The sequence below is a fragment of the Psychrobacter sp. LFX-11D genome, assembly GCF_904846475.1.
GTDB lineage: Bacteria > Pseudomonadota > Gammaproteobacteria > Pseudomonadales > Moraxellaceae > Psychrobacter > Psychrobacter cryohalolentis.
Genome location: NZ_CAJHAV010000002.1, coordinates 212,036 through 238,247, shown reverse-complemented (window position 1 = coordinate 238,247; position 26,212 = coordinate 212,036). Strand labels below are relative to the sequence as shown.

18 protein-coding genes are annotated in these 26,212 nt (G+C 41.4%); 11 read left to right on the top strand and 7 right to left on the bottom strand.

Annotation, left to right across the window (positions count from 1 at the left end; genetic code table 11):
- The first annotated feature begins 97 nt into the window (after positions 1 to 97).
- From era to JMX75_RS02585, 3 genes are all read left to right on the top strand, one after another.
- Entirely contained in the window at positions 98 to 1,213 is a 1,116-nt protein-coding gene (gene era, locus JMX75_RS02595) for a GTPase Era (protein WP_201530814.1), read from the top strand.
- Between the two features lie 56 nt (positions 1,214 to 1,269).
- The gene (gene recO / locus JMX75_RS02590; RefSeq protein ID WP_201530812.1) at positions 1,270 to 2,034 is read left to right on the top strand and encodes a DNA repair protein RecO; all 765 of its coding nucleotides are present in this window, start codon (positions 1,270 to 1,272) and stop codon (positions 2,032 to 2,034) included.
- 91 nt (positions 2,035 to 2,125) lie between these two features.
- The gene (locus JMX75_RS02585) at positions 2,126 to 2,923 is read left to right on the top strand and encodes a pyridoxine 5'-phosphate synthase (RefSeq protein WP_201530810.1); all 798 of its coding nucleotides are present in this window, start codon (positions 2,126 to 2,128) and stop codon (positions 2,921 to 2,923) included.
- Between the two features lie 37 nt (positions 2,924 to 2,960).
- Here JMX75_RS02585 and JMX75_RS02580 read toward each other — a convergent pair whose 3' ends face one another.
- Positions 2,961 to 3,548: a prepilin-type N-terminal cleavage/methylation domain-containing protein gene (locus JMX75_RS02580; RefSeq protein ID WP_133103761.1), complete on the bottom strand. Its 588-nt coding sequence runs from the start codon at positions 3,546 to 3,548 to the stop codon at positions 2,961 to 2,963.
- Positions 3,549 to 4,117: 569 nt separating this feature from the next.
- Here JMX75_RS02580 and JMX75_RS02575 point away from each other — a divergent pair.
- From JMX75_RS02575 to mscL, 3 genes are all read left to right on the top strand, one after another.
- On the top strand, positions 4,118 to 5,296 hold the full coding sequence (locus JMX75_RS02575) for an OmpA family protein (protein ID WP_133103760.1): 1,179 nt from the start codon (positions 4,118 to 4,120) through the stop codon (positions 5,294 to 5,296).
- Positions 5,297 to 5,649: 353 nt separating this feature from the next.
- A complete protein-coding gene (gene typA, locus JMX75_RS02570) occupies positions 5,650 to 7,497 on the top strand; it encodes a translational GTPase TypA (RefSeq protein WP_011512742.1) in 1,848 nt (615 codons plus the stop codon).
- Between the two features lie 242 nt (positions 7,498 to 7,739).
- On the top strand, positions 7,740 to 8,177 hold the full coding sequence (mscL, locus tag JMX75_RS02565; RefSeq protein ID WP_201530808.1) for a large conductance mechanosensitive channel protein MscL: 438 nt from the start codon (positions 7,740 to 7,742) through the stop codon (positions 8,175 to 8,177).
- 99 nt (positions 8,178 to 8,276) lie between these two features.
- On the opposite strand, the gene JMX75_RS02560 is transcribed toward mscL, so the two are convergent.
- From JMX75_RS02560 to cysM, 6 genes are all read right to left on the bottom strand, one after another.
- Positions 8,277 to 8,717, bottom strand: a complete 441-nt coding sequence (locus JMX75_RS02560) for a hypothetical protein (protein WP_201530806.1) — start codon at positions 8,715 to 8,717, stop codon at positions 8,277 to 8,279.
- 299 nt (positions 8,718 to 9,016) lie between these two features.
- Positions 9,017 to 9,940 carry a bifunctional DNA-formamidopyrimidine glycosylase/DNA-(apurinic or apyrimidinic site) lyase gene (gene mutM / locus JMX75_RS02555; RefSeq protein WP_133103756.1) on the bottom strand — a complete coding sequence of 308 codons (924 nt, stop codon included), beginning with the start codon at positions 9,938 to 9,940 and terminating at the stop codon, positions 9,017 to 9,019.
- Positions 9,941 to 9,979: 39 nt separating this feature from the next.
- Positions 9,980 to 12,520 carry a RelA/SpoT family protein gene (locus JMX75_RS02550; RefSeq protein WP_201530804.1) on the bottom strand — a complete coding sequence of 847 codons (2,541 nt, stop codon included), beginning with the start codon at positions 12,518 to 12,520 and terminating at the stop codon, positions 9,980 to 9,982.
- Between the two features lie 368 nt (positions 12,521 to 12,888).
- Positions 12,889 to 14,430, bottom strand: coding sequence for a 23S rRNA (uracil(1939)-C(5))-methyltransferase RlmD (gene rlmD / locus JMX75_RS02545; RefSeq protein ID WP_201530802.1), 1,542 nt, complete (start codon positions 14,428 to 14,430; stop codon positions 12,889 to 12,891).
- 158 nt (positions 14,431 to 14,588) lie between these two features.
- Positions 14,589 to 15,404, bottom strand: a complete 816-nt coding sequence (locus JMX75_RS02540) for a 3'-5' exonuclease (protein ID WP_201530800.1) — start codon at positions 15,402 to 15,404, stop codon at positions 14,589 to 14,591.
- 87 nt (positions 15,405 to 15,491) lie between these two features.
- Positions 15,492 to 16,448: a cysteine synthase CysM gene (gene cysM, locus JMX75_RS02535; protein WP_201530798.1), complete on the bottom strand. Its 957-nt coding sequence runs from the start codon at positions 16,446 to 16,448 to the stop codon at positions 15,492 to 15,494.
- A 402-nt stretch (positions 16,449 to 16,850) separates the two neighbouring features.
- On the opposite strand from cysM, the gene JMX75_RS02530 reads away from it, so the two are divergent.
- The 5 genes from JMX75_RS02530 (at position 16,851) to JMX75_RS02510 (ending at position 26,209) form a co-directional block, all read left to right on the top strand.
- Positions 16,851 to 20,360: an ATP-binding protein gene (locus JMX75_RS02530; RefSeq protein WP_201530796.1), complete on the top strand. Its 3,510-nt coding sequence runs from the start codon at positions 16,851 to 16,853 to the stop codon at positions 20,358 to 20,360.
- 126 nt (positions 20,361 to 20,486) lie between these two features.
- Positions 20,487 to 21,299 carry a crotonase/enoyl-CoA hydratase family protein gene (locus tag JMX75_RS02525; protein ID WP_011512751.1) on the top strand — a complete coding sequence of 271 codons (813 nt, stop codon included), beginning with the start codon at positions 20,487 to 20,489 and terminating at the stop codon, positions 21,297 to 21,299.
- Between the two features lie 197 nt (positions 21,300 to 21,496).
- On the top strand, positions 21,497 to 22,756 hold the full coding sequence (locus JMX75_RS02520) for a multidrug effflux MFS transporter (protein ID WP_201530794.1): 1,260 nt from the start codon (positions 21,497 to 21,499) through the stop codon (positions 22,754 to 22,756).
- 366 nt (positions 22,757 to 23,122) lie between these two features.
- The gene (locus tag JMX75_RS02515) at positions 23,123 to 23,995 is read left to right on the top strand and encodes a transporter substrate-binding domain-containing protein (protein WP_011512753.1); all 873 of its coding nucleotides are present in this window, start codon (positions 23,123 to 23,125) and stop codon (positions 23,993 to 23,995) included.
- Positions 23,996 to 24,007: 12 nt separating this feature from the next.
- On the top strand, positions 24,008 to 26,209 hold the full coding sequence (locus JMX75_RS02510) for an ATP-binding protein (RefSeq protein ID WP_201530792.1): 2,202 nt from the start codon (positions 24,008 to 24,010) through the stop codon (positions 26,207 to 26,209).
- The last annotated feature ends 3 nt before the right edge of the window (positions 26,210 to 26,212 follow it).

Below are 26,212 nucleotides of genomic sequence, written 5' to 3'. Positions count from 1 at the left end.
GCAACATCAAATATTCTTAACTTGATAACAGTGCTGCTATTTATGTCATATGCGCATACAGCAGTTTAACTGATGACAAACCCCACAGGATTACCCTATGAGCAATCATACTGACTTGCCATTAAATAATGAAGATAATGCCACAAATATGACCGAAAATACTGACCTAAATACAAGTACAAACAATGCAGTAGAAGTGAGTGAAGTAGAAATCAACGAAACAGAAAGCAATGCAGTAGATAGTGATTCAGCAATCGAAGATTTCTTTTCACCAAATAATGGCGCGCTTGCTGCTGAAGGTTTCAAAACCGGCTATGTCGCCATTGTTGGTCGTCCAAATGTCGGCAAATCAACGCTGATGAACCATTTATTGGGTCAAAAGCTGTCCATCACCTCACGTAAACCACAAACGACGCGTCATCGTATCCACGGTATCTTGTCTAATGATGAGATGCAGGCAGTATTTGTTGATACCCCCGGCATTCACCGCAACGAAGTACGTGCTATCAATGAACGCATGAATAAAGCGGCCGTCTCTGCATTGGTAGATGTTGACTTAGTATTGTTTGTCGTTGATTCTGATCAATGGCGTGACGATGATTTACTGGTTCTACAGAAGCTTGGTGATACCAATTTAAATGTGGTTTTAGTGATTAATAAAGCCGATACCTTAAAAGATAAAGGCAGCGTTTTACCGTTAATGGAAACCTTTAACGACAGCTTTGATTTTGCTGATATCGTCCCAGTTTCTGCATTAAAGAATCAAAACTTAGATCGTCTGCAAGAAGTGATCGCATCACATTTGCCAGTCGCAGCGCCAATTTATGATACAGAACAAATCACCGATCGCTCAGAACGTTTCTTAGCCAGTGAAATTATTCGTGAAAAAATCATGCGCAGTGCCGGTGATGAAGTACCTTACGATTTAACGGTACAAATTGACGGCTTTAAAGATGAAGCGGCTCATACTGACCCAAAAACTGGTCGTCCACGTAAAGCCTGTACCTTTATCGATGCCACTATTTATGTCGAGCGTAGCGGGCAAAAAGCGATTGTGATTGGTGACAAAGGGCAACGTATCAAACAAGTTGGTATGGATGCTCGTAAAGATATGGAGCAGCTGTTTGATAAGAAAATCATGTTAACGCTGTGGGTAAAAGTTAAGCGCGGTTGGTCGGATGACGAGCGAGCCTTGACCAGTTTAGGCTATTAAAAATATTAATAGCGACTCTCTTTTATATTGAGTGAACTATAGCTGAGGTAATAATCATGCGTAACGAAGCGTTAATCGGTTATTTATTACATCAGCGCTCTTATCAAGAAAAGCGCGCCTTATATTATTTATTTTCTCAGCAACACGGGGTGATACATGGTATTGGTAAAAAAGGCGCGCCACTATTTATGCCTTTACAACTCTTTGCTACTGGCAAACGTGATCTCAAAACATTCAGTCAAATCAATATAGCCTCTTTTAGTTCGGTCCATACACAAGCTGTCCAAGATGATAATGCCGCAAATGTAGATATACGACATCAAGAAAGCATTACAGGTCAGCATCAATATGCAGCCTTGTATTTGAACGAGATATTGTGGCGATTGTTGCCTACTGAAGATCCTATGCCCATATTATGGCAACATTATCAAAATAGCCTAGATGCGCTCAAAAACCCCCTAACCGCTGACGAGCTACGTCTGTGCTTGCGCCAGTTTGAGAGCTATCTATTTGATGAGTTGGGATTTTCACTGACGTTACATCAAGACAGCCTTGAAAACCCTATTGAGCCTGAACAGGTTTACCGATTCTTACCCGATATTGGCTTAGTGCCGACTTTGAATACAGAAGATGGCGAAAGTATGGTTGGTCATGCGGTTTTTAAAGGGAATGATATTTTGATAATGGTAGAGCAAGGGTTGTCCGTTAGTACGCTGAACGCATGGTCGCGTTTACATCGGCAGTTGATTGATCATATGCTCGATTATCAACCGCTGCAAAGTCGTCTACTTTGGCAGCAGCAACAGCGTTATCAACTATAAAGCGTACTTAACAATAGAATATGTTCACAACTACTTATCATCAATAAGCTATTTTTAGTAAATAATCTAACTATTAATAAAAGGATTTTTTATGACGGATACAGCGCAGATTTTGCCGACTACTACATTAGAGCAAAATCCACAAAATACTTCAAAAAAACCACTCTTAGGTGTCAACGTTGACCATGTGGCAACCTTACGTCAAGCACGCGGTGTGAGCTATCCAAGCCCACTAGCTGCAGCTCTTTTGTGTGAGAAAGCAGGTGCTGACGGTATCACTATTCATTTACGTGAAGATCGCCGTCATATTCAAGATGCCGATGTATATGAGATGGCAGGGCAGCTGACTACGAGAATGAATCTAGAGATGGCAGCAACGACTGAGATGCTAGAAATAGCCTGTCAAGTCAAACCATATTGGGTATGCCTAGTGCCGGAAAAACGGGCTGAACTGACTACAGAAGGGGGGCTTGATGTGGCAGGGCAGCTAGCTTCATTGACAGATTATGTCAGTCAGTTACAAGCAGCAGGTATCAAAGTCTCTTTGTTTATTGATCCAGAAGATAAGCAGATCGAGGCAGCAGTTAATTGTAGCGCTGACGCAATCGAATTACACACAGGTTCTTATGCTGAAGCAGGTCTGGCAGGTAAAACAGATAGGGTAAATGTAGAGCTTGAACGTATTAAAAATGCAGTGATTACCGCTAAACGAGCTGATAGTAAACTGTTGGTCAATGCTGGTCACGGTCTAACACGTGATAATGTTCATGCGATTGCCCAAATTGACGGTATATATGAGCTAAATATTGGTCATGCTTTGATAGCAGATGCGCTATTTGTGGGGATAGAGCAGGCGGTTATTATGATGAAAACAGCGATGCACCGATAGCTACGACAGTTTATTCTTAGCTTATATTGATATATCATTATGTACCACATCCGGTCGGATGGTTTTCGTTAGGTTTGTAGGTAATACCGCCTGTCTGATTAAAAGAGATTTGGTACATGGTGTGATTATAGGTTGAGGTTGGACAGTATTTAATATGTCCGAAATGCCCACGAGGACTGCCGCTATCGCCCCAAAATTTAGTGTAGTGACGGTTATTACCGACCCGTAAATATAAAGTACTGTATTTTGGGTTCAGCGCTTGGTCTTCTAACAAATCATCAATACCAACATCAAAATTGTTATTATTATTTTTATCCGAGAATAATAATAACTTTTTAAAGCTGTCTCTATGGCAAAGACCACCCCCATTAGATAAGCAAACCAGTAAATCTTGTCTTCTAATATGACTCTCAGCTTTTGCTAAAGTCAAGGTAGTGTCTATTTGGCTTGCAATACGTCTGGCTTCCATACTTGCCAACTGAGTCAAAATATAAGGTGTGGCAATCGTTAATATAATAGCTAAGATAGCAATGGTTACAATTAATTCTACTAAATTAAACCCATGCTCATTATGCCGTCTAAGACCCTTCGAGTATATTGAAAATATTATATATGATATAGCCATAATGGACCTGCTACCTGTATAAAAGGGATAGCTAAGATGGTTTCAAATGTTCATTGTGTTTTTAAATTTGTTGTTCGTGTCACTATTTGTTTTATCAAGTTGCATTATTAATATAGTGAATAGCAAAAAAACTATTAAACGGAATAAGTAAAATATTGTTTGTTTCTATAATTGTAAATATAAACCAAATATATGTCTACTGTCAAAGAATGTTTCAATTCGTGAATAGAGGCTTTTAATAATAGAGAAAATTAACTACTTGTATTAAAATGAGTTGCAACAATAGGTAGGAATCGTTTCATCATCTATTGCGACCTAACATACAAAAGATAAAGAGTGTAAAGTGTGTTAGCTCTCAGTAAGTTAAGCGGGCTAATGTGTTTTAGTTATGACATTATCGTGTAATAATGTGTAGCTGGTTTACGAAAAAAGTTGTAAACTGAATTGATAATCGCTAAGCTACGTCTTAATTGGTTTTGCTTTGTAATTTTAAGTTCGTAAATGATGTTTGTTTTTGAGCAATAGTTTTGCTTAATGCACTACTAAAATTATCCTTTGGAGGAAGTTTCATGAAATTAAATAAAATTGCTTTGGCTTTGTTTGCCATCACAGCAGCCCCACTAGCAGCTAACGCTGGCGTAACTATCAGCCCACTACTACTTGGTTATCATTATAGCGAAGGTGCTGATGAAGAGCAGCTTTCAACTATGGGTGACGGTGCTGGCGATAGTTTCTATAAAGAGAATGGTTTATACACTGGTGCTGCACTAGGTATCGAATTGACTCCTTCTACTCAGTTCCAAGTAGAGTATGGTGTATCAAATACTGATGCTGTAAATCGTGCTGGTACTGTAACTAATGATGCTGAACAAGAAATGATTTCTGGTAACTTCTTGATCGGTACTGAACAGTTTACTGGTTATACTGATAATGCATTAAAGCCATATGTATTGGTTGGTGCTGGTCGTTCTAAGATTGAAGTTGAAGATGCTGCTGGTAACTTCGTTACTGGTTCTAAAGATACTATTGGTAACCTAGGTCTAGGTGCTATGTACCGTATTAATGACGCTTTAAGCCTACGCGGTGAAGCTCGTGCGATTCATAACTTTGATGAAAACTGGTGGGAAGGCATGGCTTTGGCCGGTCTAGAAGTAGTACTAGGTGGTCACTTAGCACCAGCAGTAGCTGTTCCACCGATGCAAGAGCCTAATGTTCAGACTCCACCAATCGTTGTTGTTGAATCTGATCTTGATTCAGACGGCGATGGCGTACCTGATAGCATCGATGCTTGCCCAGGCACTCCAATGAATGTTGTTGTAGATGAGCGCGGTTGCCCAGTACCAGTAGATATTACTGATGAATTGAAAATGGAACTACGTGTATTCTTTGATAACGATAAATCAGCTATCAAAACTCAGTACAAACCTGAAATCGCTAAAGTAGCAGAGAAGATGCGCGAGTATCCTAACTCTACCGCTCGTGTTGAAGGTCATGCTTCTAAAACTGGTCCATCAGCACGTTATAACCAACGTCTGTCTGAAGCCCGTGCTGTTGCTGTGAAATCTATGTTGACTAACGAATTTGGTATTGCTCCAAACCGTCTATCAACTGTTGGTTATGGTTATGATCAACCAATCGCTGACAACAACACTGAAGAAGGTCGTGCTATGAACCGTCGTGTTTATGCCATCATCACTGGTGACAAAACAATGACTGTTGAACAAACTAAAGATATGGTTGTTCAATAAGTACTAGCTACTAATTATGTAATAAGCTAATTAGTTACAAAAAAAGTCATCCAATGGGTGGCTTTTTTTTATTTATGTATCGAGAAAAGTAAGTTATTACATAAATTTATGATGTAATAATGCTATACTAGCCACCCAAACACTTTGTAAACTGACAAAGTGTAATTAGCATAGCTATCTGTACGATGGATTCATCACCATAAGTCTATGTTTTACTTCTATTAATTATCTAGCTGTACCTATTGTATGGTTACTTAATCATAGCGTAATACTACTTATCTGGTTAATGGCAAAAGTTTATCCAGCGGTGCTTACTGCTACTGCATTTTTTTAAGACGAAACGAGCATTTTATATGGCGAACGATATCAAACACCTGCGTAACATTGCAATTATTGCCCACGTTGACCACGGTAAAACAACTTTGGTTGATAAGCTATTACATCAGTCTGGTACTTTTGGCGACCGTGCAAATATTGCTGAGCGTGCAATGGATTCAGGTGATATTGAGCAAGAACGTGGCATTACTATTTTGGCGAAAAATACAGCCATTCGTTGGACAGATAACACTGACGGTACTGAATATCGTATTAATATTGTGGACACCCCTGGTCACGCCGATTTCGGTGGTGAAGTTGAACGTGTAATGTCTATGGTTGACTGCGTACTTCTAGTGGTTGATGCTGTTGATGGTCCAATGCCACAAACTCGTTTCGTAACGCAAAAAGCGTTCGAGCAAGGTCTAAAGCCTATTGTTGTTATCAACAAAATTGACCGTCCTGGTTCACGTCCTGATTGGGTAATGGATCAAATTTTTGATTTGTTCGATAACTTAGGTGCGACTGATGAGCAGCTTGATTTCCCAGTTGTTTATGCCTCAGCATTGAATGGTATTGCAGGTTTAGAAGCTGATGATTTAGCTGATGACATGACGCCATTGTTCAAAACTATCGTTGATGTTGTACAGGCTCCACAGGTTGATGCAGATGCACCTTTCCGTATGCAAATCTCAAGTCTTGACTACAATAGTTTCGTTGGTGTTATCGGTATTGGTCGTATTCAGCGTGGTAAAGTAAAAACCAATACACAAGTAACTGTCATTGATAAAAATGGCAATACCCGTAATGGCCGTATTTTGAAAATTATGGGCTATCATGGTCTTGACCGTATTGATGTTGAAGATGCACAAGCTGGTGACATCGTTTGTATTACTGGTATTGATTCGCTTAATATCTCAGATACGATTTGTGATCCTAGTGCTGTCGAAGCATTACCAGCATTAACGGTTGATGAACCTACCGTTTCTATGAACTTCCAAGTAAATAACTCACCTTTTGCTGGTCGTGATGGTAAGTTTGTGACCTCACGTAATATTCGTGAGCGTCTTGAGCGTGAATTGATTCATAACGTAGCATTACGTGTAGAAGATACAGAATCTCCTGATAAATTTAAAGTATCAGGTCGTGGTGAACTGCATTTATCTGTATTGATCGAAAACATGCGCCGTGAAGGTTTCGAGATGGGCGTTTCAGGTCCAGAAGTTATCGTCAAAGAAGTTGATGGTAAGCTACAAGAGCCGTATGAAAATGTTGTCTTCGATATCGAAGATGCGCATCAAGGTCCTATCATGGAGCAGGTTGGCTTGCGTAAAGGCGAGATGACCAATATGGAGCTTGATGGTAAAGGTCGTATGCGTATTGAAGCGACAATGCCTGCCCGTGGTTTGATTGGTTTCCGCTCTGAGTTCTTAACCCTGACTTCAGGTACCGGTATCATGACGTCAAGCTTTTCACATTATGGTCCACAGAAAGTTGGTGAGGTGGGTGCTCGCTCAAACGGTGTCTTGGTTTCTATGGCAAAAGGTGTTTGCTTAGGTTTTGCTTTATTTAACCTACAAAAACGCGGTAAATTATTTGCTGAGCCGCAGCTTGAAGTTTACGAAGGTATGATTATTGGTCTTAACTCACGTAATGATGACATGGCAGTTAACCCGACGACTGGTAAGCAGTTAACCAATGTTCGTGCTAGTGGTACTGATGAAGCATTGACACTGACTCCAGCGGTTAAGTTTACGCTTGAGCAAGCACTTGAATTCATCCAAGATGATGAATTGGTAGAAGTAACGCCAAAAGCGATACGTATTCGTAAACGCTACTTGACTGAAAGTGAGCGTAAACGTTATGGTCGTAAGAAAGGTGCGTAATATTGAACAATAAATAGTGGTTATCCATTATTTGGTTTCGCATTAAAGATATCTAGTGAGCAACATAGAATAGTTGGTATACCACTGTTCTATGTTGCATTTTACATAGAATAGAAAGACAATAGTCGAATGTCACTTACTAAAAAAAACGAGTAATCTTACGGTTATTATTAAAATCCCAAGTTGGATGCATCATTTACACGCTTATCTTATGATCAATAAGATTTTTGAGGAGATAAAACATGAGTATGGTATCTGAGTTTAAAGAATTTGCTTTAAAAGGTAATGTGATGGATCTGGCCGTTGGTGTGATCATCGGTGGAGCATTCGCTACAATCACAACGTCTTTAGTAGAGGACGTGATCATGCCCATTGTTGCTTTTATCGTCGGCGGCGAAATTAATTTCAAGAATATGTTTTTGATACTGGGTGATGCGCCCGAAGGCGTGGCAAGAAACTATGATGCCCTCAAAGCTGCTGGTATTCCTGTATTGGCTTATGGTAGTTTCATTACCGTACTGATTAACTTTCTAATCTTGGCGTTTATTATTTTTATGATGGTAAAAATGGTCAATAGATTGCGCCGTGCAGATGAGGTAGAAGAAGCGATAGAAGAGCCATCAGAAGAAGTGCAATTGCTTCGTGAAATTAGCGCCAAGCTTGGCAATATTAATAAGTAAACACATTTTACTGACCTTCAGATTAAAAAATAAAAAAGGCTAACGTCATGTTAGCCTCTTTTTATTGGATTTCTTATAATTACTTAATGGTAGTTATGTTTAGGGTCTAACGACAACATAGTCATTGGTATTAATAATAATCTCTGATGGTTGATCAACGACGATACGCACAACGTTATTATCAACGATTTGCGATTTGTAATAGTTGTCTTCAGCAACCGTACAGCCTAAGCAGCGACTCATGGCATTCCATGGTTCAACAAAGAGCTTCTGCTGTGCTTGGTCAGCATTACCGCCGATCAAAGAGAAGGGCAAACTGACGATGTAAGCGGCTGTACCTGCGACAGCTGCTATCAACTGTAATGGCTTGCCGACAACGGTATCTACAGCCATGGTCTCATAAGAGGGACCAAAATCTGTTTCATCAATCTCTATCGCTGCTAAAGCGGGCTGCATACTTGCAAAAGCTAAGCTGGCACTTATCAATATAGTTGATAGCGTATATTTTACGGTGCGTTTGGTGTTAGCCTGAGCAATCATAATGATGTCCTAAAACTCATAAGTAGTATGGTAAATAGCTGCTGCTATTTTTCCATAGAAATAGAAATATTGCGGCAACGACAGATAGCGTATATATTACGGTCAAATAAATGGTTTGCACTATTTATGTAAGTGCTAGCACTATTAAAGCAATATATAGGCTAATAAGCAACAAAAATGCGCAGCATATAAGGATATGTTTATGAATTGCTCTATTTTAATGACCAGTAGTTAAAGAGCGCCGAACTGGTCTATTTAAGTAAATATTGAAAAAAAATTAATATTGGAAAATCTAGAATCTAATTAATTGGCTGACAAGCAGGGCAGTAGACACTGGCACGTCCATTGAGCTTGATATTCTCTAAAACTGAATCACAGTGCGGACAAGTTTCACCTTGTCTACCATAGACATTCAAGGTCTGCTGGAAATAACCTGTTTGACCATCAGCAACCGTAAAATCACGTAGTGTTGAACCACCTAGCTTGATAGCTTTCTGTAAAATCGTTTTGATATGGGCGACTAAAATTACTATTTGGTCATATGATATCTTATTCGCTGGAGTAGCAGGATGGATGCCTGAGAGGTATAAGCTCTCAGTGGCATAGATATTACCAACGCCGACCACAGCTTGCTGCTCCATAATAACTGACTTGATGGCTCGTTTGATAGGCTGCTTTTTAAACGATTTGCTGTTTTGAGTCTGGATGGATTGTTCACTACGTTGGATAAGATAATACAAATACTCTGCTGTGAACGCATCTGATAATGGCTCAGGTCCTAAATGGTTTAGTAGTTTATCCCCGTAATCCTCAAGCCATAAGATAGAGCCGAAGCGTCTGGGGTCATAATAATGTAGCTGAGTTTGAGTATCGTCAGCGCCGATAAAACTCATAACCAAATGATCATGTTTGCGCTTATGGCTTGCGTGACTGTGTTGTTGCAAGCTACCTGACATCCCAAGATGAACCAAAAGCTGTCTCGGCTGTAAATTCCTAGGTTCAACAGAAGATGAAATGCCATCATCAGCTAGCGGTATAAAATTGAGGATTAAATACTTTGCCCGTCGCTCAACGCTGTCCAATGTATAATCAATCAAATCTGCTAAATTATCAGGCATCGACCAACGCAGCTTTGGTTGAAAGACTTGTACGTTGGTGACTTTTTGTCCTAATAAAGGCGTCAGACTGGTTTTTGTCGTTTCTACTTCTGGTAACTCAGGCATAATATTTTATAAAATCTCTATTAAGAATTAAAGGTATTATCAGGCAACAGCGCGGCGAGCATGTAAGATACCATGCTGCTGTTCAAGCTTAGCAAGTAACTTGGATAAATGTGCCAGCCCCGACACTTCAATATGAAACTTTAAAAAGGCAATATTATCATCATTGCTCAGAGTTTGAACTTGACGAATATTGACGTTTTCTTTATCAATAATTTGGGTTAAATCGCGTAATAAACCCCGCCTATCATAGGCCTCTATATGAATATCAACCGGCTGATAGCGACCAGATTTAATCTTCCAAGCTGCCTTGATTTCGCGTTCAGGATCACGTTCAATCAGGCGCAGATATTCAGGGCAACCACGATTGTGGACACTGACACCACGCGATAAAGTAATGTAGCCCGCGATAGGCTCACCGTGCACAGGGTGACAGCAGCCTGCCAAGCCAACTTCAATATTATCCAAGCCATCGATTTGGATTTTGTAAGCATCGAGCTTACCTGAATCTCTTTTATCGATAATAGGAGCAAAATCTTCTTCAGATCTTTCAGGCTCTAAATGCAGCTGACGAGAGATATGACTGGTAAGCTGATTTAGACCAATTTCTCCCGTCACCAAACCAACCACAATATCGTCGGTATTGTTGACATTAAAATGTTGCGTATAATCGTTTAAATCGATGCTGTTCGGATGTACCGATAGACGTTCAAGCTCTTTACTGAGCATCTGACGCCCGATTTCGATATTCTTATCGCGATCTTGTTTGTTAAACCATTGACGCAGTTTTGAGCGGGCACGATTGGTATGAATATAGCCTAGTGAAGCCACTAGCCAGTCGCGATTGGGCTCACGTGAAGATTTGGTGATAATCTCAACTTGCTCGCCCGTTTTGAGCTGATAAGTTAGTGGTACATAACGCTGATTGACCCGCGCTGCTTGGGCGCGGTTACCGACCTGCGTATGAACATAATAGGCAAAATCCAGCACAGTCGCGCCTTTTGGCAACTCCGTAATATCGCCATCACGACTAAATATGTAAATACGTTCGAGTTCATCAAAATCAACCAATTGCTCTTCTTCATCATATTCAACTTCCTCTAATTCATCACCGGTTGATAAAGATGAGCGCGGCTGATTATTGATAGACAGCAATTGACGTAAAGAACTGATTCGCTGATTAAGGTAATTGTCCTTTTTATTTTTGAGCCCTTCTTTGTAGTTGACATGGGCACACATGCCAAGCTCAGCTTCAAAATGCATCTCTTGAGTACGAATCTGTACTTCAAGCGATTTGTTTTCAGCGATGACCGCAGTATGGAGTGAGCGATAACCGTTAGATTTTGGATTGGTAATATAATCGTCAAATTGCTCAGGAATATAACGCCATAACCCGTGTACCAATCCTAGCACGTGGTAACAGTCTGAAGGAGTGGTGACCAATACTCGCAGCGCACGGATATCGTACAGCTGATCAAAAGACAATCCTTTAAGCTTCATTTTTCGATAAATAGAATAAATGTGCTTCACGCGTCCTGAAACTTCGCCTTCAATACCAGATTCTGCTAAAGACTCGTTCAGTCTATCTTGTACACGCTGGATATAAGACTCACGCTCGCTACGCTTTTCTGATAATAGTTTGGCAATTTCTTTATAACGATCAGGGGCAAGGTAGCGAAAGGCTAAATCTTCAAGCTCCCATTTCAGCTGGGCAATACCCAAGCGATGTGCCAATGGCGCATAAATAGTCATGACTTCACGCGCCACGCGAGCTTGCCGAATTTCATTGGAAAAGGTCAGCTCGCGCATAGCAAAAGTGCGTTCAGCAAGCTTAATCAGTACTACTCGGACATCGTTTGTCACTGAGATCAGCATGCTATAAATATTCGATAATTGATCCCGCTGATTATTTACGAAGTGATCTTCTAAGCGCTTATTGCTTTCGATAATCTCAGACAGTTGTCCCATCGCTAAGGTATCTTTAACCAAGGTTGAGATATCGGTGCCAAACTTTTTTTCGATTTCGCTAAGACTAATAATCGATTTGCGCGCACTGCGATAGAGCATGGCAGCGACAAGGGCATCTTCATCTTGATAAAGGTAAGTTAAGATATCAGTCATGCCGATACCAGTCACGTAAGCGCCCGAACGCTCCGATTCACTGGTATTCATGTGATTACGGACGAATACACAGGCAGCGCTAAGATTGGGTACTGAATCTTGCCCAATACGCTTTGCAACATTATCAAGCCAAGTAGGTACATCAATATTGATTTGATTTAAATCTAACGCTTCAAGCTCTTGCTGTGAAAACGCCTCGGATTCATCAAGGATTTTATCCCTTAAATAGTCATTTTCAAGATTTGAGTCATGACTGTAGTAGGCGTAATTAACAGAGCGATCAAAGGTAGTATGGAGTTTATGAGTGGCAAGTTGATACTTGATATCTAGTGGGATTTGAGCATAGCTATTGGCAGACTGGTGCGAGCGTTGACTCGCGACCAGTTGCGCTGCCAAAGTTGCACTGTCGGCTTGCGTGGTTTGTCCATCTACCAGCGGTAATCCTTCACGAATTTTTACCATTGCCCACTCCTCTTAGCTATTTTGACTTGATAATAACGCCATCTACAATGCTAGAGCTAAACATGAGCTTGCTATCGATAAATGGTCATTTATAAATCAATACAGCCGCTAAAAAATCCATTTTTTAGCAGCTATAAAATCAATTATAGGGATCTTGCATAGAATTATGAGCGCTTAGACTCACTATGTTTTATAAATAATAAAAACAGTGACTATTATTATCGCATGTTGCGATGACAAATCAAGCAAGGCTCTGTAATGATAGCGTTAGCCGCATATGCGAGTAACGCAGATATCATTCTTAAATTGCAGCGATTAACGCCTCTAAAAATCATAGGTTAATACTACACTCTGCCATTACATACGGTTTAAGCAGATATTTTTTCAAAGCGCGCGATGGACTCAACGTGACCAGTATGACAAAACATATCCATGACGCCAGCGTGAGTCAAACGATAACCTTGTTCAAGCAATGCTTTGGTATCGCGAGCAAGTGTAGCAGGATTACAGGAGACATAGACAATCCGCTCGGCGTTAAACTTAGGCAAATATTGCATAATCTCCCACGCGCCAGAACGCGGTGGATCGATAAGCAGCGCATCAAACCCTTGGTTAGCCCACGGTTTGTCTGTACAGTCATGCGTCAAATCTTGGCTATAAAACTCAGTGTTATTAATGCCATTACGGCGCGCGTTATCAGCGGCGCGTGCAGTCATAGCTTCACTGCCTTCAACACCAACGACCGAGCCGGTTTCACCAACCAAACGCGCGAGAGGCAGGCTAAAATTGCCTAAACCGCTAAATAAATCTAGAACGCGTTCACCTGCTTTTAAATCAAGCAAGTCACAAGCAAGCTTGGTCATCTGACGATTCACCGACAGATTAACTTGGGTAAAATCGGTAGGAATAAATTCAAACGTCAAATCATACTCTGGTAATTGATAATACAAACGTCCAAACTGTTCGCTTAAATCATCTGTATCCCTCAAGGCAACACGTTGGATACTATCCGCCCCCTTTGATTGTAGATATAGCTGCCAATGACGTGCTGCAAAAAATACTTTTAGCTTATCAATATCGCCATCTGATAACGGTTCAAGATTACGCACAATTAGCGCGACTGGCTGATCGCCATCAGGCAGCTCTGGTAAATGCTCGCCCATTGCCAACTCAAGCTGAGCAATCTTGTCACGGCTATCTAAAGTACTAATAAGGGCTTTTAAGTTTTCAATCTCAAAGCCAATACGCGGATCTAAGATATGACACTCATTTAACTCTGCTAAGAAATTACTAGAACGCTCGCGAAAGCCGACCAGAGCCGTTTCTTTTTTGACCACATAACGTACGCCCAGTCGGGCTTTGGTACGATAGCCAAGGCGATCACCGACTACCGGCTCAAGCCAGTGATCAGGTGCCACATTGGCTTGATGGATCAACATCTCAGCAAGGACAGATTGCTTAAATGTAATTTGTGCATCTGGCTGCCAATGCTGCAAATTACAGCCACCGCAAACACCAAAATGCGGGCAGGGCGGTACCACGCGCTCAGGGTTTGGATTGGCAGTGATGCTCACCGCATCGCCTTCTTCAAAGCTCGTGCGGCTATTGGTAATCTTGACCAACGCACTTTCACCAGGCAGGGCAAAGCTGACAAAGATTTTTTTGCCATGCTTGTCTGTGATATGACCGTCAGTTTCACCAAAGCCATTACCGTATACCGCAACGCCGCGCCCATCATGTGACAAGCCATCGATAGTAAAGGGGAGTGGCTCAGCATCTTTTAGTCGACGACGCGTCTTTGATGATGGCTTGGATTTTTTCTTATTAGGCGGAATCGTAATGGTTTGCGTCTCATTTGCCTGTTCGGTTGCATCTACGTTGGTAAGCGTCTTTGAATCGGTGGGTTGCATAAACCTGCCTATAAAATGAAGGTGTTAAAAATAATAGCAATTTTAACATATAAAGCGACTAAGGTATTAGGCGCTCACAAAGTAAAAAAGCGGTGATTATAAAACTATAATCACCGCTTACATGTATCGTTCATCAATATATCAACTGGCTAAAATTGCTAGCTGATAAGCCAGTCATTCAAAAACGCCTGATGACGTGGCGTGCCATCTACTTGGGTAAATTTGGTTAAATAATCACGGCTTTGCTGCTGCCAAACGGCAAAATCTGGTAAGGATAGCTGACCGGTCAGGCGCAGCCAACGCAGGTATATTAACCAAGTATTCATCACATCAGACTCGCAATATATTGACAGCGTTTGCCAGTCATTATTGCTGACAAGCTCGCCGACCATACTGCCATCAACATCTGTCTTACCGGGCAAGCCATATAAGCTAGCAACGACATCCATAGCCTCGCGGCGGCTGGCACCGTATTGGCTAAATCGATCCATCAAGTCAATATGGCGCGTATGGAAGCGATTGACATAGTTATCAAAACGCATGTTTTTGATACGCTCACCTTCTTCAAATAACCAAGGCGCTGCCAAATCATATTGCATGGCACGATAAATAAGTACAGGAATGTCAAAACCTGAACCATTCCAGCTAATCAGTTTAGGCAGTTTTGCAATATCATTAAAGGCGCGAAAAAACTTGGCAAGAATCTCTTCTTCGCTAAATTTGTCTGCAGTAAGGGAAAATAATGAAAAAGTACCATCCTTAATATATAGAGCAGAGATACAGACAATGCGCTGTAATGGCAAACGCATGAAATCATGCCCGGCTTCTTGTATACGGATGGCAGTTAACGCACTGAGTGTATCTGCATCATTGAGCTTAGCCAATTGCGGATAGATACGGCGGGCAGCATCGGTATCTGCAACCGTTTCAATATCAAAAACCAAAATAGGGTCAGACGAAAAAGCTTGTGACATAGAGGTTTCTACCTGATTATTGTCTTACTACACTGCATTAAACGCACTGACCGTATAAACGGCATTGTCAGCGATTTATAAATTATCTTAGTTTACATTATCTAAGCTATCATCAACATTATATAAGCCGGTCGATAAATAACGATCACCACGGTCACAGACGATAAAGGCAATGACGGCATCAGGATTTGCCTTAGCAACTTGTGTGGCTGCCCATGCTGCTGCACCTGATGAGACGCCCGCAAAAATCCCTTCGGTTTTAGCAAGCTTACGCATATAAACCTCAGCGACGCGCTGATCGATATCCATAATCTCATCGACTAATTCGGCATCAAAAATCCCTGGCATATAAGCGGCAGGCCAGCGGCGGATACCAGCGATAGCTGCATCCTCATCAGGCTGTAGCCCGATGATTTTGACGTTAGGATTCTGTTCTTTTAGATATTGTGCCACGCCGGTAATGGTGCCTGTGGTACCCATAGAGCTGATAAAATGGGTAATTTTACCGCCTGTTTGCGCCCACAGCTCAGGACCTGTAGTCAGATAATGCGCCTGTTTATTATCAGGGTTATTAAACTGATCTAAGACAATACCTTTACCGTCCGTTTGCATTTGTAATGCCATGTCGCGCGCGGCTTCTATCCCTTCTTCTACCTCAATCAGCGTCGCACCATAAGCCGTCATGGCATCTTTACGCTCTTGGGTTGAGTTGCTTGGCATAAACAAGGTAATCGGATAGCCACGCATCGCCGCTACCATGGCTAATGCAATACCAGTATTGCCACTGGTTGCCTCAATCAACATGTCACCCGGCTTAATATCACCGCGTAGCTCCGCTTGATAAATCATATTAAAAGCAGGGCGGTCTTTGACAGAACCAGCAGGATTATTACCTTCAAGCTTGGCTAGCATGATAGCACCATTGTCAATCTGCTCTTGTTCAGGTAAGCGCTGCAATTTGACTAACGGCGTTTGACCGACGCAATCAGCAAGGTCAGTAATTTGAGTAATAAAATTGGCGTTTGACTGAGCTGTAGCGGACATAAAGTATCCTTAATAGTATCTATTTTTAAAGTAGTTTAACGCTATAGTAAAGTGCTATATATTCGGCAATACTTCGAGGTAACGGCAGCGTTTTTATTATTTGATAAGATTATGGTATTAAAGCGTTAAATAACCATGTTTTTATAAATGCGTCAATAATAAGTCAATACATCGTGACTGTCAGGTATTTATTATGGAAAATAAAAATTTGCGACATTGTATCATCTTGTTTTTGATGGCGCTTAACGCAGATAGCTTTATCGATGATTGTCTAACAGCGGCTAATGGAATCCTGTTAAGATAATCATAAGCTATATAGTCGTTAATAGATGATACCTAAGCGGTCAGTAAAAGCATTTTAAAATGCCAGTAACAAAAACAGTAGTGGAGAGGGTGCGCAGTATGGCTTACAAAAAACGTTTTGATACCAGTAGTGCCTATGGTCAGCTGGTCATATTGGTATTTTTGCCCATCTGTTTACTCGCAGCAGTGGGGGGTATCTTGGTGTTTTATGAAACCATGCGTGCCAGTAATTCAGAGCAAGCAGTGTTGGCTGAGGCGGTGCTTATCCGCTATTCACCTACGATTGCAGAGATAATACCTGAGCTATTAGAGCAAGATGCTGCCAAGATACAGACTTCAAAAAATAATAATGAAAATGCTAATGACAATAATAATAAAGTCTCGCAAGCTGCGATTGCAAAGTTAGAAGGCATCCAAGATAAACTCAGGCGTATGCGGGCAGAGCAACATGTTCAGCGTATCGCTATTGTCAATCAGAGCAACGACATACTTGCGACAGTTGGCTATGGTACGGAAGAGGCATGGCCTGCAATCGATCCATCAGAGCGTTTTTTAGCGCAAAAATCCACTCCTATCGGTACCGCTTACGGCAGTATACTAGGTGAATTTGAGGGTCAGACACTGTGGTTATTAGTCGATATGGATAGTGAGCCGCTTTATATTGCGCGCTATCGTATCGCTATGGCATTGGTAATTACCGGTTTGTTTACATTATTAATTCTACTACTAAGTTTAAACATTTATTCAAAACGTTGGATTGCGCCGATTTATGAGCTGCGGTTGCAATTACAGCGTACTCACGTCGATAATCTTTATCAGCCTATCCCCGTTGAGTCGAATGGTGAGCTAAATCTATTACAACAAGACTTGGTGAGAACATTACGCCGTTTATATGTCAGTTTCCAAGAGCTGAAAGAGCATGCGGAGCAGACCGAAGATGATTTGCGTCTTGCTTTTGATGAGATGGAGATGCAAAACATCTCTATTCGTAATGCGCGTGATGCGGCAATCTCAACCAGCCAAGCCAAATCAGCGTTTTTAGCCAATATCAGTCATGAGCTGCGTACGCCACTCAATAGCATTGATGGTTTTATTAATTTGCTCGCGCGTCACGGTGAGCTCAATCCTGAGCAAGACTTGTATGTACAAACCATTCGCAAATCGTCTGCGCACTTATTGGCATTGGTCAATGATGTGCTTGATTTCTCTAAAATCGAAGCGGGCAAGTTGGTACTAGATCGCCATGAGTTTGATCTTTATGACACTATCTATGATGTGGTCGATATGCTGTCGCCAGTGTCTGCAGAAAAAGGTCTGCGCATGGCGGTATTGTTTTACAACGATGTGCCAATGCGTATCAATGGTGATGCGCTGCGCCTCAAACAAGTACTAACCAATATTGTTGGTAATGCGATTAAGTTCACTGATAGCGGTGACGTGGTGGTGCGCGTCAGCTTAGATGACTATCAAGACAATTATTTGATGATTAGCGTGCAAGACAGTGGTAAAGGCATCTCGCTGTCTGATCAAAAAATGCTCTTTCAAAGCTTTAGTCAAGGAGATCCATCCATCACGCGTCAATATGGTGGCACAGGATTGGGTCTGGTCATCTCTAAACAATTAACACGGCTGATGGGCGGCGATATTGGTTTCTATGACAATATGCAAGAGAATATTTCCAATCAAGGCGCGACGTTTTGGTTTCGTATGCCAGCCCATGTTGATGTGGTAGAGGCAGCGACAGGACAAACCATTGAGCTGCCTGTATTGGCACCATTGGCAAGTGCGACTGATGAATTTAATGTTCTTATTTGGATTAATCATACCGCGTCTATACAAGTACTGAAAGCTAGTCTGCATCATTTGCCTATTAAGCTAACCCAAGCCAATTCTTTGCCAGGTTTGCTTGAATCGTTAAAAGAGCGTGGTAATTATTGGGACTGGGTCATCGTTGATGATGATACCCAAGACGATATGATGGCGCTGCTTAAGCAAATCCGTTTACATTATCAAGGTAAACTGGCCGTCTTTGGTTATCAAGTTGCCGCTGATCAAGCACTACTCAATCGTTACCATGCCAATATCTTGTATGAGCCATTAGACAAGAGACAGTTGTATGCCATGCTAGATACGCAAAAGCGTAGTGTACCTACTGGTATTGCAGAACCACGTTGGAAAGGCGTTACCGTATTGGCAGTTGACGATCATTTGCCAAACTTACTGGTGCTTGATGCGCTGCTGAGCGAGCTTGGTATTCATGTTATTACGGCCAGTAACGGATTTGATGCGATAGAGCTAATCAGTAAACAACAAGCGAAAAATATCAAAGCTACTAAAACTGAAAAACAAAGCCTGTCGAAAAAAACTCAAATCTCAAAAGCGGTCACGCGAGATGATGTCAGTAAATCAGCGGTTAGCACGTTACATATCGAAGACGTAACGATAGAAGAAAAGGGTAACGCACAACCTAAAGATAGGATCGATCTTATCTTTATGGATATTCAAATGCCACGTATGTCAGGGCATGAGGCGGCGCGACAAATCCGTAAGATTGAAGCAGCAGATAGTCATATTCCCATTATTGCACTGACTGCACATGGGTTGGCAGACGAGCGAGATAAATTAATCGCTAGTGGTATCAATGATTATGTCGGTAAGCCTATTAGCCAGCCGCAGCTGCTACAAGTATTACAAAAATGGCTTGGACGTAATGCGTCGTCATCACCATTAACGGCAGAAAATGATGAGCATCCACAAAATCTTGGCATAGCAGGTGACTTACAAGTATTAGAGTCAAAAACCATTGACGCTCAAAGTTCTAATGTACCAAATATGATGCTGCAACCTTCCTCATCTGCGCCTAAAAATGCAGCGCCGCCTACCTATCAAATGATTCGAAGCGAGCAGGTTCAGAGTTATAAACCTATCAAGATGAGCAATGAGAAAAGAGTGAAGCGACCTCTGTCACTGAAAAAAATCCGTGATGACTATCTGCGTGATAGTCAACCACGTGAAGACTATCGACGTGAAAACCTGCGCGAAACGCAGCCACGCTATGAAAACCTGCGTTTTCAAGAACAAGGGCAGGCGGCATTTGGTACGCGTTCTATTCAAACGCTCGATGATAATAAAGATGAACTATCAGTCAGTACTGTGTATCTGCAAAACGATAATAACTTAAATGCTTCTTTATTTAATACCTTGGATATTCTAGATTGGCAAGATGCATTGACGCGCTCAGCCAATAAGCCAGATCTTGCTGCCAAGCTAATCATTATGATGCTTGATACCATTAATGAGGAAAAACAAGCATTGACGCAAGCATGGGAGGCACACAATCGCAGTATGCTCGCGCAAATCGCTCATCGGATATTGGGCGGCAGTCGTTATACGGGCGTGCCACAACTGCGCCAAGCCAGCCAAGATTTAGAAGATAAGTGTTTATTAAATATCCAGCATACCACGCCTGCACAGTTTGCAATGTTAGAGCCTTATTATGAGGCTTTATTAACCGCTTTGAATAATTTGCAAACGCTTGATTTGTCTGCTTATCCGCAGCTTAATTACCATCGTCTAAGTGAGAACGATATGACTTGGAAAATGATTTAAGGAAAAGTTTTATGATACTAAGAGCTAACGATATCGTGGCAGTCAGTTATTGATAAGGTAGGAGATAGGCAAGGCTGTTAATATCACTCTATATATAAGCTATTATTTCAATTATTAAGGATGATTATGCACACTATCGCCACCTACCAATATGAAACACTGCAAGTTAGCGCGACTGATGATATTTTAACCGTGACAATCAATCGACCTGAGAAAAAAAATGCCATGAGTTTTAAAGTGGTCGAAGAGTTGATTGCGGTAGCCGGTCGCATCAGTAAAGACAAAACGATACGTGCAGTGATTTTAAATGGCGCTGAAGGTACCTTCTGCGCAGGGATTGACTTGGGCGACTTAAATCACCCCAAAAACCAAGTTTTTGCGCTATGGGAGCTGATCAAACCTTGGCAAAGCTCATTTCAGCGCGTGTGCTTAGTATGGCGCGATGTCCCAGTACCTGTCATTGCCGTACTTGAAGGATATTGTATCGGTGCAGGCTTACAGCTGGCGCTGGCATGTGATATTCGTATCAGCCATCCTGATTGTAAATTGGCTATTATGGAGGCCAAATGGGGACTAGTACCAGATATGGGCTTGACGCAATCTGGTTTTGGCGTGGTACGAGCTGATATCCTAAAAGAGCTGGCAATGACAGCCCGTATCGTTAGTGCAGAGCAGGGCAAAGAGCTAGGATTGGTCAGTCATTGCAGTGAGACGCCACTTGAGCAAGCGCAGCAACTTGCTGCTGAATTTGCTGAACGGTCACCAGATGCCGTGCTGGCAAGTAAACGCGTTATCAATGCCATGTTTGAACAATCTGCGACTACTTTATATATAGAAAAAGTCTGGCAATTAAAGATGATGTTCGGTCGCAATCGTAAACTTGCCCTTAGAAAAGCGAAGCAAGCCAGTACTGTATTTGGCAAGCGCCAGTTCCGTTAATACAGTTTAGATAGCTTATTGTTTTAAATGACTTCATCTTATTTCAAACGAACCATTGTTTTATTGATTAAAGTTTGTTTTATTAACGTGAGACCTCTATTGAAATATAGGCAGACAGTGCGATATAAGACTGTCTGCTTGCGTAGCGGTTCGTCGATAAAAATAAAATAACAATCACTAGATCAAATGGTTTAACTATGTCTGCTCCAAAATCCCCCCTTCCTAATAAACCGCTTGCTGCTGACCGCGTGCGCTCTGCCGATTTACCTGTCGCATGGATTATGATGCTGGGTCTTATCGTTGCGGTAGGACCTTTATCTATTGATATGTATCTGCCAGCGTTACCATCGATGGCGGATGACTTTGGTGTGTCGACTGCCTTTATGGCAAACTCCGTACCTGCTTACTTTGTCGGATTGGTATTTGGTCAATTGTTTTATGGTCCCTTTAGTGACCGCGTTGGCCGCGTCAAGCCTTTATATATAGGCATGGTCTTATATGTGATTGCCTCTATTATTTGTGCAACCACCAACAATGAATACGTGTTATTCGCTGGTCGTACCTTGCAAGCGCTCGGTGCTTGCGTAGGGGCAGTGGTTACCCGTGCTGCGATTCGAGACCGTCTAACCGCTAAGCAAACGGCAAAAGCGTTTTCTATCATGATTTTGGTAATGGGCTTAGCGCCGATACTAGCACCATCACTTGGCGCAGTATTTTTGCAGTATTTTAGTTGGCATTCTATCTTTTGGTTTTTGGCGGCTTTTGGCACGTTAAATTTATTACTGACTAAATTTTTCTTTTTTGAGACCCTTAGCGAAGAAAACCGCACTGTGCGTCCTGCCAAAGAGATACTCAGTCAATATTGGGATTTGCTGAGAGATCCCACCTTTAACTATCCGGCGATTGGCGGCGGGTTATTGATGGGTGCAATGTTCGTTTATATCAGCTCAGCCTCTGAACTTATCATGGATACCTATGGCATGTCAGCCACACATTTTGGCTGGCTCTTTGGTATGAATGCTGCAGGCTTTGTGGCATTGACGCAGCTTAACCAATGGCTGACCAATCGCTTCCGTATTTTGAGTATTTTACGTTTTGGTGCGATGATGCAGGTCATCTCAGCGGGGGCTCTATTTACCCTTGGTATCGTATTTGGGACCGATGCTTGGTTGCCATTGGTCTTAGTCTGTATTTTCTTTTGTATCTCAGGTTTAGGTTTGACACAGCCCAACGCTTCAGCGATTGCGCTTGCTTTTCAAAAGCGCCGTGCTGGTATGGCCAGTGCGCTACAAGGCTCGCTTATGTTCTCAGTAGGTATCTTTGGTGGATTGTTATTAAACTTATTCCCCGTCAATCCAGTACTGAAAATCGGTATCGCGATGTTTGCACTGATGAGTCTTGGTTGCTATTTAATTTGGCAGATAGACCGTAATTTGGATTTAGATAATGCAGATTAATTAACTGAAAAATTCTATTTATTAATATTCATCGGTAAAAAAGCATTCAGTACGTATTCATCGTCTGAATGCTTTTTTTTATACTTTTTTATTCATTGTTAATAATATCTATTTTTGGTACAAGCCTCAGTACGCTTAGCTTTATAGATAAAAATCTCGAACCTGCTTTGTATATTGTATATACATTTCTGGTTATATATAAACAATTGTTTGCCTTGATAAAACAAAGTGATTGCAATGGCTGAGTTGCTCAATTATTATCTAAGGTAATTTTCTGTAATTAAGTGTTTTTTATACCTTTCTTAAACTTACAGAATTGTTTTTAAAATTGATTTTTTGAATAAAATTGAGCCTTAAGGATAAGAGATGAAACTATTATATCGAGCATTACCGATTATATTGAGTGTAGGCTTATTTGGGTGTGGAAATTCTTCTACCCAAGACAACGCTAATGCAGCTGGCGCAACAGTAACGGAACATAAAGACAATTTTGTCAGTAAACTTCCTGCTACAGCACCGACATTAAAGGTGGCAATGACTGGTGATTTACCGCCTTTCTCATTTCAAGATGATTATGGCAACATGCAAGGCACTGATGTCGATTCGATTAGAGCCATTGGGGAAGAGCAAGGCTTTAAAGTCGAATTCTACAAAGAGTCATGGCAGGATATGTTCGATAGTGTGGAATCGGGAAAGCGTGATTTAGCTATTTCTGGTATTTCTTATAAAGATGATCGTGCAATTAGATATGGTCTATCAACGCCTTACTTTTTCAATCCAGCTACTATTATGTATTTGGAAGGAAAGTTTGATATCAAAGATTTAAACGATATCAAAGGTCTAAAAACAGGTACTTTAGAGGGTTCTAAAGAAGAAGACACTCTAAAAGAGATGGGCAGCTCAGTTGAGCTGGTTTCAAGATCTACTGCATTTTTGGCTTATCAGGACTTAGTTCAAGGTAATACTGATGTGTTCTTATATGATATGCCAGTTTTGCAATACATTATAAAAGGTTATCCAGAACATAAAGTTAAGATTGTCCCTTATGAAGCAGCGGATGCGCCTTCAGCACAGCAAGTCGTTTTGATGGCAAAAGAAAATACTAAGCTGATCAAGAGTGTAAATGAAGGCATTACCAAGTTAAAAGCAAAAGGCACATTTAAAGAGATTGAAGAGAAATGGCTGGGTGCGACTGAGCCTGCGACCAAAAGTACTTCAAATAATCAGCAATCGAGCTAAGGGACTATAAAGATGGCAACCACACACAATGTCGATAATAAGCGCTATCGCAGTCTGATTATTTCGATTGCACTATTTTTATCTTTGATTGGCGCCTTGCTAGCGTTTACTTTTTATACCTCAAGCTTGCTTGAAAGAAATACAGTTTTAATTGATAAAACCAACCAAGTTGCTAATAGCGCCCAAGCGGTAATTAAAGACTTATTTGACTTGGACAGCAGTTACGGTGAAGACACCAACTCGCCGCATATACAACGAGTATTAGAGCGTTTGGAGCAAAATACAGCGCTTATTACTAGCTCTATCACTGCCATTGAACAGGGTGGTGAAATTACCGATGTCGATGGTAAAAGCTATGACTTACCGAAGATTAATAATAACTCTCAAACCAAAGTCGCTGCGGCGAATGAGCAGTGGTTACTTTTAGAGCCTAAGATTCAGACTTACCTTAAAGACGCTGACAACATCATGGTCGATTCATCTGATGAATTGATTCAAGCGGTTGAACAGGCAAAAACATCGAGTCTACTAATTAACGATTCGTTAGACCAGCTCACCGATGAAGTGTTTATCAACGCTGAACGCCAAGCAAGTACTATCCGACTCATTCAGGTATTGGGTGTTGCCGCTATTTTTGCCTACTTCCTAATTTTCGTATTTTTCTTTGTACGTCGTCTGCGTGATACAGATGCTGAGGCATTGGCCGCTCGTCGTGAAACGCAAGAAATTATGGAAACGGTCAATACCGGCCTGTTCTTGTTGGATAAGGACCTGAACATTGGTCAGCAGCATTCTCGCGCGCTTAACGGCATTATTGGTGAGGATAGATTGGCAGGAGAAAACTTTGCCGATGTACTGCGTGGCCGTATCTCAGACAAAGATTTGAGAACCACCCGTCAGTTTATCGAGCAGTTATACAACCCACGTGTCAAAGAAAAGCTGGTTGATTCTTTAAATCCATTGCATAAAGTCATGTTACACAATGCGTCTGGAGAGGAGAGTACGACCAGTCGCTTCTTAGACTTTAAGTTTTCACGTGTTTATGAAGATAAAGACATTGCCCGTATTTTGGTCAACGTCAATGACGTCTCAGATGCAGTATATTTAGAGCAGCGCCTAGAAAAAGAACGCTCGCAAAATGATATGCAGATTGAGATGTTGACGACCATCTTAAACGTGAATCCAAAAATTATTAATGAGTTTATTAATAATACCAAAGCTCACATCGATAAGATGAACAATATCCTGAAAAATCCTGGTAGCTCGCAATTTGAGCTAGAAGGGAAGCTAAAAGCGATTTATCGTGAAATGCATAGCCTAAAAGGTGAGGCATCTGCGCTTAAACTGCATAGCTTTACCAAAATCGCATCAGATGCTGAAGATAAGCTTGATGCGCTGCAAAATCAAGGCAAGCTGTCGGGTAATAACTTCTTACCGCTCGCCGTGCATTTGGATGACTTATTGAGCCTATCGAATACCATTGAAACGCTAGGTGAACGTATCAATCAGGCAGCGCCAAAAGCTAACAATAATGCAAAACCTGTAATGTCAGTAAAGACTGTACCACAACCAAGTGTTGTCCAAGCTCAAGTAGCAGACGTTGCTACCACTAACATAAATGTCGATGGCGGTAATGAAATCGATTTGAGCGATGAGTCAGATAACGAGCATCTATCTTATTACCAAGATTTTGCTAAAGACATTGCTGTTAGACAAGGCAAGAAAATACAGCTTAACGGCCATAATTTAGCACATATAAACATCCCTGAACGTCTCAAACAACCGATCAAAGAAATCAGTATTCAGTTGCTACGTAATGCAGTGGTACATGGTATCGAATCACCTGAAGCGCGTCAGTCAGCGGGCAAGTCTGCCATCGGTAGCATTGATTTAGAGATGCAACGTGACAGTCAAAACTTAATCATCGTACTGCAAGATGACGGTCAAGGTATTGATTATGAGGGCATTCGTCATAAGTTGATTGCTGATGGTCGTTTCACGCAAGAAGAGGCACCTCAGATGACTCATGGTGATCTGCTCAAAACCTTGTTTGCTTCTGGTTTCTCGACCAAAGAACATGCCGATGAAGATGGCGGTCGCGGTGTGGGCTTAGACGTTATCAAGGCGTTGGTCAAAGAGCACAATGGTAAGCTGAATGTAAATACTGAGCTTGGAAAAATGACTCGTTTTGTCATCACCTTGCCTGCTGCGTAATTA